The 15942-nt window shown below is 63.5% G+C and carries 14 protein-coding genes; 9 read left to right on the top strand and 5 right to left on the bottom strand.

Annotated features, from left to right (window positions below; genetic code table 11):
- Window positions 1–36: 36 nt before the first annotated feature.
- Together N511_RS0118110 and purB are read right to left on the bottom strand one after the other, a co-directional pair.
- Window positions 37–618 (bottom strand): cytochrome b, encoded by a 582-nt coding sequence (locus N511_RS0118110; protein WP_027680568.1) that lies wholly within the window; start codon window positions 616–618, stop codon window positions 37–39.
- Between the two features lie 263 nt (window positions 619–881).
- On the bottom strand, window positions 882–2255 hold the full coding sequence (gene purB / locus N511_RS0118105; protein ID WP_027680567.1) for an adenylosuccinate lyase: 1374 nt from the start codon (window positions 2253–2255) through the stop codon (window positions 882–884).
- Between the two features lie 239 nt (window positions 2256–2494).
- On the opposite strand from purB, the gene N511_RS0118100 reads away from it, so the two are divergent.
- Window positions 2495–3103 (top strand): glutathione S-transferase, encoded by a 609-nt coding sequence (locus tag N511_RS0118100; protein WP_027680566.1) that lies wholly within the window; start codon window positions 2495–2497, stop codon window positions 3101–3103.
- 20 nt (window positions 3104–3123) lie between these two features.
- Here N511_RS0118100 and N511_RS0118095 read toward each other — a convergent pair whose 3' ends face one another.
- The 3 genes from N511_RS0118095 to N511_RS0118085 form a co-directional block, all read right to left on the bottom strand.
- Window positions 3124–4722 (bottom strand): FMN-binding glutamate synthase family protein, encoded by a 1599-nt coding sequence (locus N511_RS0118095; RefSeq protein ID WP_027680565.1) that lies wholly within the window; start codon window positions 4720–4722, stop codon window positions 3124–3126.
- 91 nt (window positions 4723–4813) lie between these two features.
- Entirely contained in the window at window positions 4814–5926 is a 1113-nt protein-coding gene (mnmA, locus tag N511_RS0118090) for a tRNA 2-thiouridine(34) synthase MnmA (protein WP_027680564.1), read from the bottom strand.
- Complete coding sequence (locus tag N511_RS0118085) at window positions 5923–6417, bottom strand: NUDIX hydrolase (RefSeq protein ID WP_027680563.1); 495 nt, start codon at window positions 6415–6417, stop codon at window positions 5923–5925. The genes mnmA and N511_RS0118085 overlap by 4 nt, the downstream gene beginning before the upstream one ends.
- Before the next feature lie 287 nt (window positions 6418–6704).
- Between N511_RS0118085 and N511_RS0118080 the strand changes: the two genes are divergently transcribed.
- The 8 genes from N511_RS0118080 to phcR all read left to right on the top strand — a co-directional run bounded on the left by N511_RS0118080 (window position 6705) and on the right by phcR (window position 15874).
- Complete coding sequence (locus N511_RS0118080; RefSeq protein ID WP_027680562.1) at window positions 6705–7844, top strand: Re/Si-specific NAD(P)(+) transhydrogenase subunit alpha; 1140 nt, start codon at window positions 6705–6707, stop codon at window positions 7842–7844.
- 82 nt (window positions 7845–7926) lie between these two features.
- Entirely contained in the window at window positions 7927–8289 is a 363-nt protein-coding gene (gene panD, locus N511_RS0118075) for an aspartate 1-decarboxylase (RefSeq protein ID WP_009241493.1), read from the top strand.
- A gap of 68 nt (window positions 8290–8357) precedes the next feature.
- Complete coding sequence (locus N511_RS0118070) at window positions 8358–8687, top strand: NAD(P) transhydrogenase subunit alpha (protein ID WP_027680561.1); 330 nt, start codon at window positions 8358–8360, stop codon at window positions 8685–8687.
- Window positions 8684–10144 (top strand): NAD(P)(+) transhydrogenase (Re/Si-specific) subunit beta, encoded by a 1461-nt coding sequence (locus tag N511_RS0118065; RefSeq protein WP_027680560.1) that lies wholly within the window; start codon window positions 8684–8686, stop codon window positions 10142–10144. The genes N511_RS0118070 and N511_RS0118065 overlap by 4 nt, the downstream gene beginning before the upstream one ends.
- Window positions 10145–10306: 162 nt before the next feature.
- The gene (locus tag N511_RS0118060) at window positions 10307–11344 is read left to right on the top strand and encodes a response regulator (protein WP_027680559.1); all 1038 of its coding nucleotides are present in this window, start codon (window positions 10307–10309) and stop codon (window positions 11342–11344) included.
- A 655-nt stretch (window positions 11345–11999) separates the two neighbouring features.
- The gene (gene phcB / locus N511_RS0118055; RefSeq protein WP_027680558.1) at window positions 12000–13412 is read left to right on the top strand and encodes a class I SAM-dependent methyltransferase PhcB; all 1413 of its coding nucleotides are present in this window, start codon (window positions 12000–12002) and stop codon (window positions 13410–13412) included.
- 19 nt (window positions 13413–13431) lie between these two features.
- Window positions 13432–14760: a sensor histidine kinase gene (locus tag N511_RS0118050; RefSeq protein ID WP_027680557.1), complete on the top strand. Its 1329-nt coding sequence runs from the start codon at window positions 13432–13434 to the stop codon at window positions 14758–14760.
- A 7-nt stretch (window positions 14761–14767) separates the two neighbouring features.
- Window positions 14768–15874: a two-component system hybrid sensor histidine kinase/response regulator PhcR gene (gene phcR, locus N511_RS0118045; RefSeq protein ID WP_027680556.1), complete on the top strand. Its 1107-nt coding sequence runs from the start codon at window positions 14768–14770 to the stop codon at window positions 15872–15874.
- Window positions 15875–15942 lie beyond the last annotated feature (68 nt).

Here is a 15942-nt window from a genome sequence, read left to right as displayed (position 1 = left end):
GCACCGGCACACATCGCGCACCGGCGCATTTGGAAATCAGCGGAGGAAAGGCACCATGCGGCGCAGCGTGCCGTCACGATCGACGACGTGGTGCTTCAGCGCAGCCAGGATGTGCACCACGACGATGGCCGCCATGGTCCAGTTCAGCCATTCGTGCGCCATGCCGAAGATGTCTTTCAGCGCGTCGCTCTTGTCGAACGGCATCGGCAGTTCCCACAGGCCAAGGTAGACAACCTTGACGCCGGCCGCGACGCTGAGCAGATAGCCGGTCAGCGGCACCGCCAAAATCAACAGATACAAGCCGACGTGCGCGGCTTCGGCGGCGGCGTGTTGCCACTTCGGCATACCGGGCACGGGCGCCGGCGCCGGATGCGTCAGACGCCACAGCACGCGCAGCACCGCAAAGATCAGCACCGTGATGCCGATCCATTTGTGATACGAGAACAGCTTCAGCTTGGTGGGCGTAAAGCCCGGGATATCGGTCATGTACAGACCGAGCCCGAAGGCCGCGAAGATCAGCAGCGCGATGATCCAGTGCATCGCAATCGCCGGCTTGGTATAGACGCCGTGGTCAACGGCGCCGCGCATGGCCGGATTCGAGTGGGCAGCTTGAGACATCGGTTCCCTCGGTATTGTGAAGCGCTCAGTTGGCGGCGCCTGTGGGTCAGACCACGGCGCCAAACGATTGTGCATTATTTGCGCGATCCGACCCGTCAAGTCGGCGCGAAGTTCACGAAGCGATTCAAATTTTTTGATTGACCAGGCAGTTTTATGGACGTGGCGCAACAGCCCGTTCTGCGGAGTACACCAAACAAAACGGCCCGCCTCGAATTCGAGAGCGGGCCGTCCTTCAAGACGGTACCACCAAATTTTTGCAACAATCAGGCGATACGGCGCGCCAGTTCTTCTGCCTTGCCGATGTAGCTGCCGGGCGTCATGTCCAGCAGCAGCTTGCGCGCGTCTTCGGGAATGGCCAGCGTGGCGATGAATTCACGCAGCGCCTCGCGCGAAATGCCCTTGCCGCGCGTCAGTTCCTTCAACTGCTCGTACGGGTTGGCGATGCCATAGCGGCGCATCACGGTCTGCACCGGCTCGGCCAGCACTTCCCAGCAGTTGTCCAAGTCTTCGGCCAGGCGAGCCGGGTTGGTTTCGAGCTTGCCCAAGCCGCGCAGGCAGGCGTCGTACGCCAGCAGGCTGTAGCCGAAGGCCACGCCGATGTTGCGCAGCACGGTCGAATCGGTCAGGTCACGCTGCCAGCGCGAGACCGGCAGCTTTTCCGACAGATGGCGCAGCACCGCGTTGGCCAGGCCGACGTTGCCTTCAGAATTCTCAAAGTCGATCGGATTGACCTTGTGCGGCATGGTCGACGAGCCGATTTCGCCAGCCTTGGTCTTCTGCTTGAAGTAGCCCTGCGAGATATAGCCCCAGACGTCGCGGTCCAGATCCAGGATGATCGTGTTGGCGCGCGCCACGGCGTCGAACAGCTCCGCCATGTAGTCGTGCGGCTCGATCTGGATGGTGTACGGGTTGAACGTCAGGCCCAGGCGCGTCTCGATCACGTTCTTCGAGAAGGCCTCCCAGTCCAGCGAGGGATACGCCGACAGGTGCGCGTTGTAGTTACCCACCGCGCCGTTCATCTTGCCCAGCAGTTCAACCGCTTCGATGCGGCGGATGGCGCGGTCCAGGCGGGCGGCCACGTTCGCCATTTCCTTGCCCAGCGTGGTCGGGCTGGCCGGCTGGCCGTGCGTGCGCGAGAGCATCGGCACGTCGGCGTTGGCATGAGCCAGCTCCACCAGGCGAGCCTGAACGCGGCGCAGCGTCGGCACGATGACCGTGTCGCGCGCGCCCTTGAGCATCATCCCGTGCGAGGTGTTGTTGATGTCTTCCGACGTGCAGGCGAAGTGGATGAATTCGCTGGCGGCTTCCAGCTCGGCGTTACCCTTCACGCGCTCCTTCATCCAGTATTCGACGGCCTTCACGTCATGGTTGGTGACGGCTTCGATCTCTTTGATGCGGGCGGCGTCTGCCTCGGCAAAGTTCTCGACCAGCGCCAGCAGTGCCCCCTCGGCGGCGGCCGAGAAACGCGGGATCTCGGCCAGCCCGGCCTGCGACAGGGCGATCAGCCAATGCACCTCTACCTTCACGCGGTTGCGCATGAAAGCGGCTTCCGACAGCCACTCGCGCAGCGGATCGGCCTTGGCAGCGTAGCGGCCATCGATGGGAGACAGAGCGGTCAGGGCAGAAAGCGACGACATGGCAGGCGGGGAAAAATGTGAAGGGAATCTCAATCCGGACAACCCGGACGCAGCGTTGCGCGTTGAACCAAGGTGCATACGCGCACCCAAGCGAGCCCGCGATTTTACCACCCGGCACCTGCCTTTCACGGCCAATCCGGCCTAAAGCAAGCCTCCGTTTGGTTGAGTTGGGTTCAGGCGCCGCCCAGCGCACTCGGGAAAGTGCGCGGCTATACTTCCGCCTCCAACATGACATGCCTATGAAACTGATCGGATCGCACGCCAGCCCGTACACCCGCAAGGTGCGCGTGGTCCTGGCTGAAAAGAAAATCGACTACCAGTTCGTGCTGGAAGACGTGTGGAGCGCAGGTACGCAGATCCACCAGTTCAACCCGCTGGGCAAGGTGCCCTGCCTGGTAATGGACGACGGCGGCGCCCTGTTCGACTCGCGCGTCATTGCGGAATACGCCGACACGCTGTCGCCGGTGGCGCGCCTCATTCCGCCATCAAGCCGGGAACGTGTGGAAGTGCGCTGCTGGGAAGCGCTGGCCGACGGCCTGCTCGACGCCGCGCTCATGCTGCGCATCGAACATACGCAGCGCACACCGGAGCAGCGCAGCGAAACGTGGCTCGCGCGCCAGAGCCACAAGATCGATCAGGCCCTGCAAGCCATGTCGCAAGGCCTGGCCGACAAGACCTGGTGCAACGGCAACCACCTGACGCTGGCCGACATCGCCGTCGGCTGCGCACTTGCCTACCTGGATTTCCGCCAGCCGCAGATCGACTGGCGCGAGCGTCACGCGAATCTCGCCGCGTTCTACGTGCGCATTGAAAAGCGGCCGAGTTTCATGGAAACCCAGCCGCAGTAATCCAGGGCAACTGCCGAGCGTTACACGGCCACCGGATCAAACCGTTCGGCCTGGGCCATCGGCCAGTAGCGCTCATACAGTTGATAACGGTACCGCCCGGCCAGCAGATCGCCGGGTTCCAGGTACTTGAGCAGCGTCGAGAGCAACTGCACCTCGTTGCCCGACACGCGCCGCACGATGTGGTGCGCGCGGAAATCCGCAGGATGCTGCAGACCGGCCGCCTGCGTCAGCTCCAACAGCGCATGCAGGGTATGCGCGTGATATTGATGCACGCGCTCGGCCTTGTCCGGCACCACCAGCGCCTTCTGACGAGATGGGTCTTGTGTCGCCACGCCGGTCGGGCAGCGGTCGGTGTGGCACTTCTGCGCCTGGATGCAGCCCAGCGCGAACATGAAGCCACGCGCAGCGTTGCACCAGTCGGCACCCATTGCCAGCGTGCGAGCCACATCGAACGCCGTGACGATCTTGCCCGACGCGCCAATCTTGACCTTGTCGCGCAGATTGGTCCCGACCAGCGTGTTGTGCACCAGCAGCAGCCCTTCCTGCAGCGGCGTGCCAACGTGGTCGGTAAATTCCAGCGGCGCCGCGCCCGTGCCGCCTTCCGCGCCGTCAACGACGATGAAGTCCGGGAGGATGCCGGACTCGAGCATCGCCTTGACGATGCCGAAGAACTCCCACGGATGCCCGATGCACAGCTTGAAGCCGGTCGGCTTGCCGCCCGACAGCGTACGCAGGCGATCCACAAACTGCAGCAAACCCAACGGCGAGTTGAACTCCGAATGCGCGGCCGGCGAGATGCAATCCTTGCCGATCTGGATGCCGCGCGTGGCGGCAATCTCGGGTGTCACCTTGGCCGCAGGCAAGACGCCACCGTGACCCGGCTTGGCACCCTGCGACAGCTTCACCTCGATCATCTTCACCTGCGGGCTGCGCGCCTGTTCGGCAAAGCGGTCCGGATCAAAGCGGCCGTTGGCATCGCGGCAGCCGAAATAGCCGGAGGCGACTTCCCAGATCAGGTCGCCGCCCTCTTCGCGGTGGTACTGCGAGATCGAACCCTCGCCCGTGTCGTGGATGAAGTTGCCGAGTTTGGCACCGCGGTTGAGCGCGCGAATGGCATTGCCCGACAGCGCCCCGAAGCTCATCGCCGAGATGTTGAACACCGACATCGAATACGGCTTGGCGCGGCCCTCGCCGACCATCACGCGGAAGTCCGACGAGGCAATGCGCGTTGGCGCCAGCGAATGGCCGATCCATTCGTGACCGGCCACCTTTACATCGACTTCCGTGCCGAACGGACGGCTATCGACCTCGCCTTTGGCGCGCTGATAAACGATGCTGCGCTGGGCGCGCGAAAACGGCTTTTCGTCGGTGTCGTCTTCAACGAAATACTGGCGGATTTCCGGACGAATGAACTCGAACAGGAAGCGGAAATGGCCCCAGAGCGGGTAGTTGCGCAACACCGAGTGGCGCGTCTGCGTGATGTCGTGCACGCCCAGGATGACGAACATGCCCGGAATGACCGCGCACACCCAATGCAGGCGCCCCGCTACCGCAAACCCGGCGGTGACGGCAAACAACAGCACAACGCCCGCAAAGGCCCAGTAACGACGTGGCAGCATGACCAACCCTGTGTGAAGACAAATCAGGGCGCAAGCTTAAACGAGTGCCGCAACAGCCGCAGCCGTCACAACGCAGTGTTGCAGAAACCGCTTAAGCGACAGCCTTTTCGACGACTGCAGGCTCGGCTGCCGAAATAATGCCGCCGCCCAGGCAGATTTCACCGTCGTACAACACGGCAGATTGGCCCGGCGTGACCGCCCACTGCGCCTCTGGGAAGGCCAACGTCAGTGCGCCGTCGGCCGCGCGTGCGACCGTGCAAGGCGCATCCGCCTGGCGGTAACGCGTCTTGGCGCCAAGGTGCGTGCCTTCTGCGGGCGCGTGGCCGGCAACCCAGCTTAGATCGTCAGCGTGCACGGTATGCGCCAGCAGCCACGGGTGGTCGTGACCCTGCACCACATACAACGTGTTGGCCGCCATGTCCTTGCGGGCCACGTACCAGGCATCGCCGTTGCCGTCGCGGCTGCCGCCGATGCCGATGCCCTTGCGCTGCCCCCGCGTGTAGAACGCCAGGCCGATGTGCTCGCCAATGGTCTTGCCGTCCGGCGTCTTGATCGGGCCGGGCTTGGTCGGCAGGTAGCGATTCAGGAAATCGCGAAACGGCCGCTCGCCGATAAAGCAGATGCCGGTGGAATCCTTCTTCTTGGCGTTGGGCAGACCGATCTCGGCGGCGATTTCCCGCACCTTCGTCTTGGGCATCTCGCCCAGCGGGAAGAGCGTGCGTGAAAGCTGCGCCTGATTCAGGCGGTGCAGGAAGTAGCTCTGATCCTTCGTGTGATCGAACGCCTTGAGCAGTTCGAAGCGGCCGTCGACCTCGCGCACGCGGGCGTAGTGCCCGGTCGCGATCGTGTCGGCACCAAGCGCCATCGCGTGGTCGAGGAAGGCCTTGAACTTGATCTCGGCGTTGCAAAGCACGTCGGGATTGGGCGTGCGGCCGGCGGAGTATTCGCGCAGGAAGTCTGCAAACACGCGGTCTTTGTACTCGGCGGCAAAGTTGACGGCTTCGACGTCGACGCCGATCAGGTCGGCCACCGAGACCACGTCGATCCAGTCCTGCCGGGTTGAGCAGTATTCGCTGTCGTCATCGTCTTCCCAGTTCTTCATGAACAGGCCGACGACGTCATAGCCTTGCTGTTTGAGCAGCCACGCAGTGACGGACGAGTCCACGCCGCCGGACATCCCGACGACAATGCGCTTCTTGCTCATGACTGCGCTCCCAGGCCGTACACGCTCGCGTGTGTGTGGATAACGTCAAGCGGATAGCGCTTGCCGGCCAGGTAGTCCTCCACGCAGGCGAGCAGCAGCGGGCTGCGATGGCGCTCGCGGCTGGCGCGGATTTCATCCGCCGTCATCCACACGGTGCGAACGATGCCGTCGTCCAGCGTGCGGCGCGGGTCTTGGGGGCCCAGCTCGCCAGCAAAGGCCATCCGCACGTAGGTGACCGGATCGCCCTGCGGCGGCTGGAACTGTGCCATGTAGCAGCCCAGAAACGCGGTCGGCACAAAGCTGTGCGCGGTTTCTTCGAGTGCCTCGCGCGCGACGGCGTCGACCAGGCTTTCGTCCGGGTCGAGATGGCCGGCGGGCTGGTTCAGGCGCAAGCCGACATCGGTGTGCTCCTCCACCAGCAGAAAGCGCCCGTCCTGTTCAATGACGGCGGCAACGGTAACGCTGGGTTTCCAGCGGACAGCTTGGTTCATGGCAAAAAGGCAACAAAAACAAGGCGTTATTGTAGCTGGAGGCCGCCCTCCCCGCTTGCATGGGGCACCGGAACAGGAGCATGCCGCGCCGGCGCAGAGTTGTGAGCAATTGAGCACACGTTTGCGCAGAATCGGCCCGCATTCCATGTCGGTTCGGATATTCGACATGGCATTCGACGAGCGTCCGTGCGCCAAAAAGTTCGGGTAAGCTGCACGTCGATCCTGATCCAGCGCGCCTTCGTTCACTTCGCGCGCATCCTAACCATAATCAGCGAGGAGAGAACACGATGCACATCGGCATCCCGCAGGAGACGCGGGCGGACGAGACGCGCGTTGCCGCGACCCCGGAAACGGTGAAAAAGTACGTGGCGCTTGGCCATCAGGTGACGGTGCAATCGGGTGCAGGTGTCGCCGCTGCCCAGCCCGACGACGCCTACGTGGCAGCCGGCGCCAAGATCGGCACCGCCGCCGAGGCGCTGGGCGCGCAGATCGTGCTCAAGGTGCGCTCGCCGGAAGCGGCCGAACTGGCGCAGATGCAGCCGGGCGCCGTGCTGGTCGGCATGCTCAACCCGTTCGATGACGAGAACACGGCCCGCCTCGCCACCGCCAACGTCACCGCGTTCGCACTGGAAGCCGCGCCGCGCACCACACGCGCGCAAAGCATGGACGTGCTGTCCTCCCAGGCCAACATCGCTGGCTATAAGGCGGTGATCGTCGCTGCCAACCATTACCAGCGTTTCATGCCGATGCTGATGACCGCAGCCGGCACCGTGAAAGCCGCGCGGGTGCTGATCCTCGGCGCTGGTGTGGCCGGCCTGCAGGCCATCGCCACGGCCAAGCGTCTGGGTGCCGTCATTGAGGCATCCGATGTGCGGCCGGCGGTGAAAGAGCAGATCGAATCGCTGGGCGCCAAGTTCCTGGACGTGCCGTTCCTGACGGACGAAGAGCGCGAAATCGCCCAGGGCGTCGGCGGCTATGCCCGCCCGATGCCGCCCGACTGGATGCGCCGCCAAGCGGAACTGGTGCACACGCGCGCAACCCAGGCCGACATCGTCATCACGACGGCGCTGATCCCGGGCCGCCGCGCGCCGACGCTGTTGTCGGAAGCCACCGTGCAAGCCATGAAGCCCGGCTCGGTCGTCGTCGATCTGGCGGCAGCGCAAGGCGGCAACTGCCCACTGACCGAAGCCGACCGCGTGGTCGTCAAACACGGCGTCACGCTGGTGGGCTACACCAACCTCGCGTCGATGGTGGCGGCCGACGCCTCCGCCCTCTACGCCCGTAACGTGCTCGATTTCCTCAAGCTGATCATCGACAAGGATGGCGGCCTGAACATCAACCGCGAAGACGACATCGTGGCCGCCTGCCTGCTCAGCCAGGCCGGCCAGGTGGTGCGCGCTCCCGCAGCCACGAGCGCCGCCAAATAAGAACGGAGACGGCGGCCTGCCGGGCGTCACAACCCGGCGCGGCCGCCAGTGGCGATTTCATTTCTGTTTCAAGGAAAGCTTCATGCAACGCAACATGCTTCGCGCCAAGCTGCACCGCGCGACGGTCACCCAGGCCGATCTGGACTACGAAGGTTCGTGCGGCATCGACGAGGACCTCCTCGACGCCGCCGACATGCGCGAATACGAAAAGATCGAGCTGTACAACGTCAACAACGGCGAGCGTTTCTCCACCTACATCATCAAGGGCAAACGCGGCTCGGGCGAAATCTCGCTCAACGGTGCCGCAGCGCGCCGTGCGCACGTGGGTGATCTGCTGATCATCTGCACCTACGCACCGATGAACGAAGAAGAAGTCGCCAGCTACAAGCCCAAGGTCGTGCTGCTCGGCGAGGGCAACAAGATCAAGGCCATCAAGGAAACCTGACGCGCCGGGCGGCCAGGCCTGAACGGTCTGGCCGCTTCGCACATCGACCAAGAAGCGAGGAGGAGCAAATGGAGCTGGTCAATCACACGGTGATCAATCTGATCATCTTCGTGCTGGCGATCTACGTCGGCTACCACGTGGTCTGGACGGTCACGCCGGCGCTGCATACGCCGCTGATGGCCGTGACGAATGCCATCTCGGCCATCATCATCGTCGGCGCCATGCTGGCGGCGGGCCTCACGGAAACGGGCCTGGGCCGCACGATGGGCGTGGTGGCGGTGGCACTGGCGGCGGTGAATGTGTTTGGCGGCTTCCTGGTCACCCAGCGCATGCTGGAGATGTTCAAGAAGAAAGAGCCGAAGGCCAAGGGCGGTCAGAGCGAGGGAGCCAAGCAATGAGCATGAACCTCGTCACCCTGCTGTATCTGCTGGCTTCGGTCTGCTTCATCCAGGCACTCAAGGGGCTTTCCCACCCGACCACGGCGCGGCGCGGCAACGCGTTCGGCATGACGGGCATGGCGATCGCCGCCGTCACGACCGTCGCGCTCATCTACAAGCTCAAGGCCGAAATGTTTGCGGGCACCGAGAGCGGCGCCTCCACGGGTTTCATCCTGATCTTCGCGGGCCTGGTGGTCGGCGGCGGCATCGGCGCCTACGTGGCGCGCACGGTCGAGATGACCAAGATGCCGGAGCTGGTGGCCGCCATGCACTCGCTGATCGGCCTGGCCGCAGTCTGTATTGCGGTCGCCGCGGTGGCAGAACCGTCAGCCTTCGGCATCACCGTGGCGGGCGACAACGTGCTGCCGCTGGGCAACCGCGTGGAACTGTTCATCGGCACCTTCGTCGGCGCCATCACGTTCTCAGGTTCGGTGATCGCTTTCGGCAAGCTATCGGGCAAGTACAAGTTCCGCCTGTTCCAGGGCGCGCCGGTGCAGTTTGCCGGCCAGCACATGCTGAACCTGCTGCTGGCGGTGGCCATTCTCGGCTTCGGCATCCTGTTCTTCCTCAGCCAGAGTTGGCTGCCGTTCATCATCATGACGGCCATCGCCTTTGTGCTGGGCGTACTGATCATCATCCCGATCGGCGGCGCCGACATGCCGGTCGTGGTGTCGATGCTGAACTCGTACTCGGGTTGGGCGGCGGCCGGCATCGGCTTTTCGCTCAATAACCCGATGCTGATCATCGCCGGCTCGCTGGTCGGTTCATCCGGTGCAATTCTGTCTTACATCATGTGCAAGGCGATGAACCGATCGTTCTTCAACGTGATCCTGGGCGGCTTTGGTTCCGAAGCGTCCGCCGGAGCGACAGCGGGTGGCGGCGGGCAGCAGCGCCCGGTCAAATCGGGTTCGCCCGATGATGCGGCCTTCCTCATGGGCAACGCCGAAACCGTCATCATCGTCCCCGGCTACGGCCTGGCGGTGGCGCGCGCGCAGCACGCCCTAAAAGAGCTGACCGAAAAGCTGTCGGACAAGGGCGTGACGGTCAAATACGCGATCCACCCGGTCGCAGGCCGCATGCCGGGCCACATGAACGTGCTGCTGGCCGAAGCCGAAGTGCCTTACGACCAAGTCTTCGAGATGGAAGACATCAACGGCGAGTTTGGCCAGGCCGACGTGGTGCTGGTGCTGGGCGCCAATGACGTGGTCAACCCGGCGGCCAAGAACGATCCGAAGTCGCCCATTGCCGGCATGCCGATCCTGGAGGCCTACAAGGCCAAGACCATCATCGTGAACAAGCGCTCGATGAACGCCGGCTACGCCGGGCTGGACAACGAGCTGTTCTACATGGACAAGACGATGATGGTGTTTGGCGACGCCAAGAAGGTCGTCGAGGACATGGTGAAATCCGTCGAGTAAAACGGCGCACTGGCGGCCCCACTGACGGCCGTCAACGGTCCGTCAGGTCAGACGGGTTCCGCTTGCTCCCGGCGGCGGCAGACAGTAACGTAGTGGAAACGGGCAGCGCCGGCCACACCGGCCGGGCGCTGCACCCAGCCCTCTTCCGACTCTTCCCGACGTATGCAACAGGACAGCGCCCTGCCGGTCTATTTCCACCCGACCCTGACGGTGGTGGTCGACGACAGCCAATCGTTCGTGGAAAGCCTTGGGTTCCAGATGGACCCATCGCGTGCGCTGTTGGCCTTCAATGACCCGGAAGAGGCGCTGGCGTGGCTGCGCCAGTGGCATTCGCTGCGCATGCCGGGTTTTCTGCCGGTGCGGGTCACCCACGACGATCTGACGTTCTCGACCGAACGCCGCACGATCCAGCTCGACGTCGACCGCGTCTACCGCCAGATCCACGAGGTCAACCGCTTCCTGCAGCCCTCTGTCATCGTGGTGGATTACTCCATGCCGCGCATGAACGGGCTGGAATTCTGCGCCAAGCTCAAAGACCTGCCGTGCATGACGATCCTGCTCACCGGCATGGCCGACGAGAGCATCGCCGTGCAGGGTTTCAACGACGGCCTGATCGACCGTTACATCAAGAAAGACAATCCGGCGATGGCCGAGCGGCTCAGCGCGGAAATCGAAGCGCTGCAGGTGCGCTACTTCAGCAACCTGTCGAGCACACTGCGCGATCTGCTGTCGCGCCACTCGTTCAGTTTTCTGTCGGACCCGGCGATCACACGGCTCGTGCGCGAGCTGTCCACGCGGTACCGCTTCATCGAGTACTACCTGTATCCGCACCCCGCCGGCGTGCTGCTGCTCACAGCCGACGGTCGGGCAACGCTCATGGTCATCGAGACCAACGCAAGCATGCTGACGCACCTGGAAAACGCCGAGGCCTACAACGCGCCCGACGCGCTGCTCAAGGGGCTGCACGACAAGCAGATCGTCCCCTTCTTCTGGCCCGGCGACGGCATGTACACCCCAGCCTGTGTGGAGTGGGAACAATATTGCCTGCCCGCAGAGGTGTGTCAGGGGCGCGAGCCGTACTACTACGCACTGTTCGACATGCCCAGCCACCTGCTGCCGGCACAGGTCTACAGCTACACTCAGTTCCTCACCAACTACAAGCAGGATCCGGACGCGCTCACCGGCCGCAAATCACGCTGAGATGGTGGTTCGGCTTTGCTCTGCACTGCAGGTTTCCGCATTGTGTGGGTCACATTCGGCAAGTACAATCGATTGGGTCATTCGGCAGCCATGACGTCAGAGCATGGCCCGGTTGAATCGCCCTGATGCATGCGTGGCATAGCTGCGGCATCATGGCGAACACGGGCGCCGGCACGCAACATACGATACGGCGCCCGGAGTTCATTACTGTGCGGGATTCTCCTTGAGAGACGATTTGGGATGCAGCAGCGGGCCGCGCGTTCAAGCAGCGCGCGTTGCGGATGTCAGGGGAGTGCATCGTTCCAGTCTGGTCATGGTTCACGGTTGCACGATTCCCGTTGCCACGCTGTTGATCGGCAGGCAGTAAAGGTGCCGTCGTTGTAGTACTGAAGGCACCGGCTGCAGTCGATCGTCTTCCCCGATCTTCTCGGAGCGGGTTTGGGCGAGAGACGCCCGGGCTGGCGCGTATTGCGCATGGCCAGCGGACGGCTTCAAGCACGCTTTCACGACTGATGCGGCGGCATGCCCGGCAGTGTCGGCGGGGCGCGCCGTGTTCGCGGTGCCCGGATCGCGGTGCGACCCCGGGTGCGCGGTTGTTGGAGTGAGCGTCCCGCTTGGCAGACGTTTTCCCTGAAGTCTCCGGCAAATTCGCACCGTGTACTCACCCAACCAAATCGATCCCGCGGTCAGCTTCCGCAACTCACAGGGTCAGCAGGTCCGCGGCACCATCATCACGCTGCAGCGGCGTGCCCTGGTGATGGAGATCTACAACCCCTACTCGATCGTGCAGGTGAGCGAGGTGCTGTCCGAACTCGCGATCAAGATGGGGACGCGGCAGGCCTATCTCGGCAAGGCGGTGGTGATCAGCCTGGTGAACACGGGCCTGACCGCCGTTGTCTCGCTCACGCTGATCGACGAATGGCGCGAGCTGTCGGAAGTGGCCGACACGCCTGCCTCGGTGGGCGAAGAAGCGCGAACGTTCGTGCAGGAATGGCAGGAGCGTTTCCGCATCCATCGCGACTATCAGATCGTCGTCAACGAGATGCGCGCGTTCCTGGCCGAAGTGTCGCGCTGGGTGGAACAGGTGGATCTGTCGAAGACATTGCCGCGCGAGGACAACAAGCTGCGCATGGATGTCTTCCAGGAGCTGGCCGAGCCGATCATGCTCAAGCTCAAGGGCTACATGGATGGGCTGGAATCGGAAGCCGGCAAGGTCGAGGCGGAGCTTGCACCCGCACACCGCACGTTCGCGCAGGCGGCGCTGCATCCGCTGCTGTTGCGCGCGCCGTTCATCTATCGCACGTACACCAAGCCACTCGGCTACGCAGGCGATTATGAAATGGTCAACCAGATCCTCTCCGACCCGCGCGAGGGCCCGAACACCTATTTCCAGATCGTCAACGCCGCTTTCCTTCGTACCGACGTGGCCGAGGCGCACCGCAACCGCATCGACATTCTTGTGCAGTATCTGAGCGACCTGGCTGCACAGGCGAAGGCGGCAGGCCGAACGTTCAAGGTGCTGAACGTGGGCTGCGGGCCGGCGGTGGAAATCCAGCGCTTCATTCAGCAGCATCCGGAGCCGTCGCTGCTGTCGTTCGAGCTGGTGGACTTCAGCGAGGAGACGCTCGATTACACCCGCGAGCAGATGCGCCGTGCGATGGACCGCGCGCGCAAGACCGTCACTGTCGATTTCGTGCACGAATCGGTGCACCAGCTGCTCAAGCGCCGCATCACGGCCGACAGCCCGCAAGCCGGCGATTGCGATGCAGTGTATTGCGCCGGCCTGTTCGACTATCTGTCCAACAAGGTCTGCCAGCGCCTGCTCTCCTACTTTGCCGCGCGCACGCGCCGGGGCGGCGCCATTCTTGCGACCAACGTGCACGGCAACAACCCGATGCGCTTTGTGATGGAGCACGTGCTGGAGTGGTATCTCGTCTATCGCGATGAACCGCTGATGGCCGAACTGCTGCCCGAAGGCTCGCACGACGTGCGCGTCTATACCGACGTGACCGGCGTCAACGTATTCGCCCAGGCCAGCGTGGCCGGGCCCGCCGCATCCGCCGCCTAATCCGCTTCCCAGGAACACCATGGAGCCCATTACACATCGCGGATACCAAGCCGAGCTGAAGCAGTTCCGGCTCGTCTTCAGCCGCATGGCCGCCATTACCGGCATCGTGCTGGTGCTGGCAGGCGTCGGGCTGGACTACGGCATGTACGTGGACAGGCTCTGGCTGTTCGCTTCGCTGCGGGTCATCACGTCGATCATCATGCTGGGCGCGCTGCTGGTGCTGTACACGCGCTGGGGCGAGGAGCACGTCCAAAGCCTGACGTTCTTCTGGCTGATCTGCCCGCAGATCATGATCTCGTGGATGATCTACGACACCGAGGGCGCCAGTTCACCGTATTACTCGGGGCTGAACCTGGCGATCTATGCGGTGGGCATGGTGATGCCGATCGGCTTTCTGCAGGCCGTGCTGTTCGGCACCTGCACGTACATCTTCTGGGTGATCGCCTGCACGCTGCACCCGGGCGGTATCCAGTCGCGCGAAATCTTCATCGTGCATTCGATGTTCATCCTGTTCTCGATTGCGACGAGCACGCTGTACACGTACTTCAATGAGCGCGGGCGCTTCCAGCTCTTCCGACTCAAGGAAGAAGTGGCGCAGAAGAACGAGCAGCTCGCGCAGACCAATCAGAACCTCACCGACATCAAGGGTCAGCTTCTGCAACAGGAAAAGATGGCCGCCATCGGCACGCTGTCGGCCGGCCTGCTGCATGAGATCAACAACCCCGTCAATTTCTGCCTGATGGCGATTGCGGTGGCGCAGGAAGACCCGACCGCCAAGAGCAGCCCGATGCTGCTCGAATGCCTGACCGATGCCAAGGAAGGCATGCAGCGCGTGCAGCACATCGTGTCGGACCTGAAGACCTTCGCCTACCGCAGCCCCGAGAAAGGCGAAGCCGATGCGCCATTCCTGGTCGAGAAGGCCATCGACTCGGCCGTCCGCCTGACCAGCCACGAGTTGCGAGGCGTGGCGCTCGAACGCAAGCTGCCGGCCGACACGCTCGTGCGCGGCGACGAGGCGGCCATCATTGGCGTACTGATCAATCTGCTGTCGAACGCTGCGCTTGCCATGCAAAAGGTGCAGCGCGAGAACCCGCGCATCGAAATTGCCGGCGAGTGGATCGACAACCGCCTGCATGTGGTGGTGACCGACAACGGCCCCGGCATCTCCGAGAAGAACCTGTCGCGCGTGTTCGAGCCGTTCTTCACCACGCGCGACGTCGGCAAGGGCCTGGGACTCGGCTTGTCGATCAGCTACAGCGTGATCCAGCGCCACGGCGGCACCCTGGCGGTGACGAGCCAGGAAGGCGAATGGGCGCGCTTCACGTTCGATCTGCCGCGCTCGGAGTAGAGGCATCATGGACACCACGCCGGACACCGTCACCATCCTCTACGTCGACGACGAAGTGCAGGCCTGCAAGTGGTTTGCACGCACGATCGGTGTCGGCTACGAGGTGCTCACGGCCAACAGCGTCGAAGAGGCCAAGGCCGTGCTGCGCGATTCGCACGAGCGCATCAGCGTGGTGCTGACCGACTTCCGCATGCCCGGCGGCGACGGCACAGAACTGCTGCGCTTCATCGATGCGGAATACGGCGACATTGCGACCATCCTCGTCACGGCATATGCCGACAAGGATCTGCTGATCCAGGCCGTCAACACCGGGCGCGTGTTCAAGATCCTCGAGAAGCCCTATCAGCCCGAAGACGTTCGGCGCTCGCTGCAGGAGGCGCTGGCCCTGCGCCAGGATCGCCTCTTGCGTACCCAGCGCCTCATGGCAATCGACGAAACGCTGGCCTTTCTTGCGCATGAGCTGAACACGCCGCTGGCGGCCATCTCCAACTTTGCGCGCGGCATCCGCATGCGCGTGGACCAGACCGAGCCCACGCCAGGCGCGCTGCCCGAGATTGGCCGCGCGGCCGATCGCGTGCAGGACAACGCGCGCTATTGCCTCTCGGTGATCGCCACGTTCCTGAACTCCGTGCGCAACACCTACGGCAAGCCCGGCACGGCCGTCACGCCCAACAGCGCGGGCGGCCTGATCCGCTCGTTGTTCGACACGTATCCGTTCACGAACGCGCAGCGCGAATGGGTGTCGTACCGCGTCGAAGACGACTTCCCGATCCAGACGCTGCCCAACTGCGTGATGCTCGTGCTCTCGTCGCTGACGAGCAACGCCTTGCAGGCGCTGCGGCAAACGCATGCTCCAAAGCTTGAAATCGTCGCCGGCCGTGCGGCGGATGCCGGCAGCGCGCAGCACATGATCCGCATCGAAGACAACGGCCCCGGCATCGCGCCGGACGTTCTCGCGCGGCTGACCATCGACCCCGTGACGACGCGCGCCGAAGAAGGCGGCAGCGGCATGGGCATGATTTTTTGTACGCGGATCATGCAATCGTTCGGGGGAGCGATTGCGATTGATTCTGCACCCAGCGCAGGCACGCGCGTGACTCTGACGTTCCCATGACAAGACCACAAGACTTACGAACCAAGCCGCACGTGTTCTGCGCGTTTGCCGTATCGGCTGCATTTGCT

The organism is Ralstonia sp. UNC404CL21Col, from assembly GCF_000620465.1.
GTDB lineage: Bacteria > Pseudomonadota > Gammaproteobacteria > Burkholderiales > Burkholderiaceae > Ralstonia > Ralstonia flatus.
This window is presented reverse-complemented; position numbering and strand designations above follow the sequence as displayed.

Bases quoted from the DNA above. Each gene is read 5' to 3' on its own strand.
- mnmA (WP_027680564.1), bottom strand. From the start codon at position 5,926: ATGAGCAAGAAGCGCATTGTCGTCGGGATGTCCGGCGGCGTGGACTCG.
- N511_RS0118050 (WP_027680557.1), top strand. From the start codon at position 13,432: ATGGAGCCCATTACACATCGCGGATACCAAGCCGAGCTGAAGCAGTTC.
- N511_RS0118100 (WP_027680566.1), top strand. From the start codon at position 2,495: ATGAAACTGATCGGATCGCACGCCAGCCCGTACACCCGCAAGGTGCGC.
- purB (WP_027680567.1), bottom strand. From the start codon at position 2,255: ATGTCGTCGCTTTCTGCCCTGACCGCTCTGTCTCCCATCGATGGCCGC.
- N511_RS0118080 (WP_027680562.1), top strand. From the start codon at position 6,705: ATGCACATCGGCATCCCGCAGGAGACGCGGGCGGACGAGACGCGCGTT.
- N511_RS0118095 (WP_027680565.1), bottom strand. From the start codon at position 4,722: ATGCTGCCACGTCGTTACTGGGCCTTTGCGGGCGTTGTGCTGTTGTTT.
- N511_RS0118065 (WP_027680560.1), top strand. From the start codon at position 8,684: ATGAGCATGAACCTCGTCACCCTGCTGTATCTGCTGGCTTCGGTCTGC.
- panD (WP_009241493.1), top strand. From the start codon at position 7,927: ATGCAACGCAACATGCTTCGCGCCAAGCTGCACCGCGCGACGGTCACC.
- N511_RS0118060 (WP_027680559.1), top strand. From the start codon at position 10,307: ATGCAACAGGACAGCGCCCTGCCGGTCTATTTCCACCCGACCCTGACG.
- N511_RS0118085 (WP_027680563.1), bottom strand. From the start codon at position 6,417: ATGAACCAAGCTGTCCGCTGGAAACCCAGCGTTACCGTTGCCGCCGTC.
- phcR (WP_027680556.1), top strand. From the start codon at position 14,768: ATGGACACCACGCCGGACACCGTCACCATCCTCTACGTCGACGACGAA.
- N511_RS0118070 (WP_027680561.1), top strand. From the start codon at position 8,358: ATGGAGCTGGTCAATCACACGGTGATCAATCTGATCATCTTCGTGCTG.
- N511_RS0118110 (WP_027680568.1), bottom strand. From the start codon at position 618: ATGTCTCAAGCTGCCCACTCGAATCCGGCCATGCGCGGCGCCGTTGAC.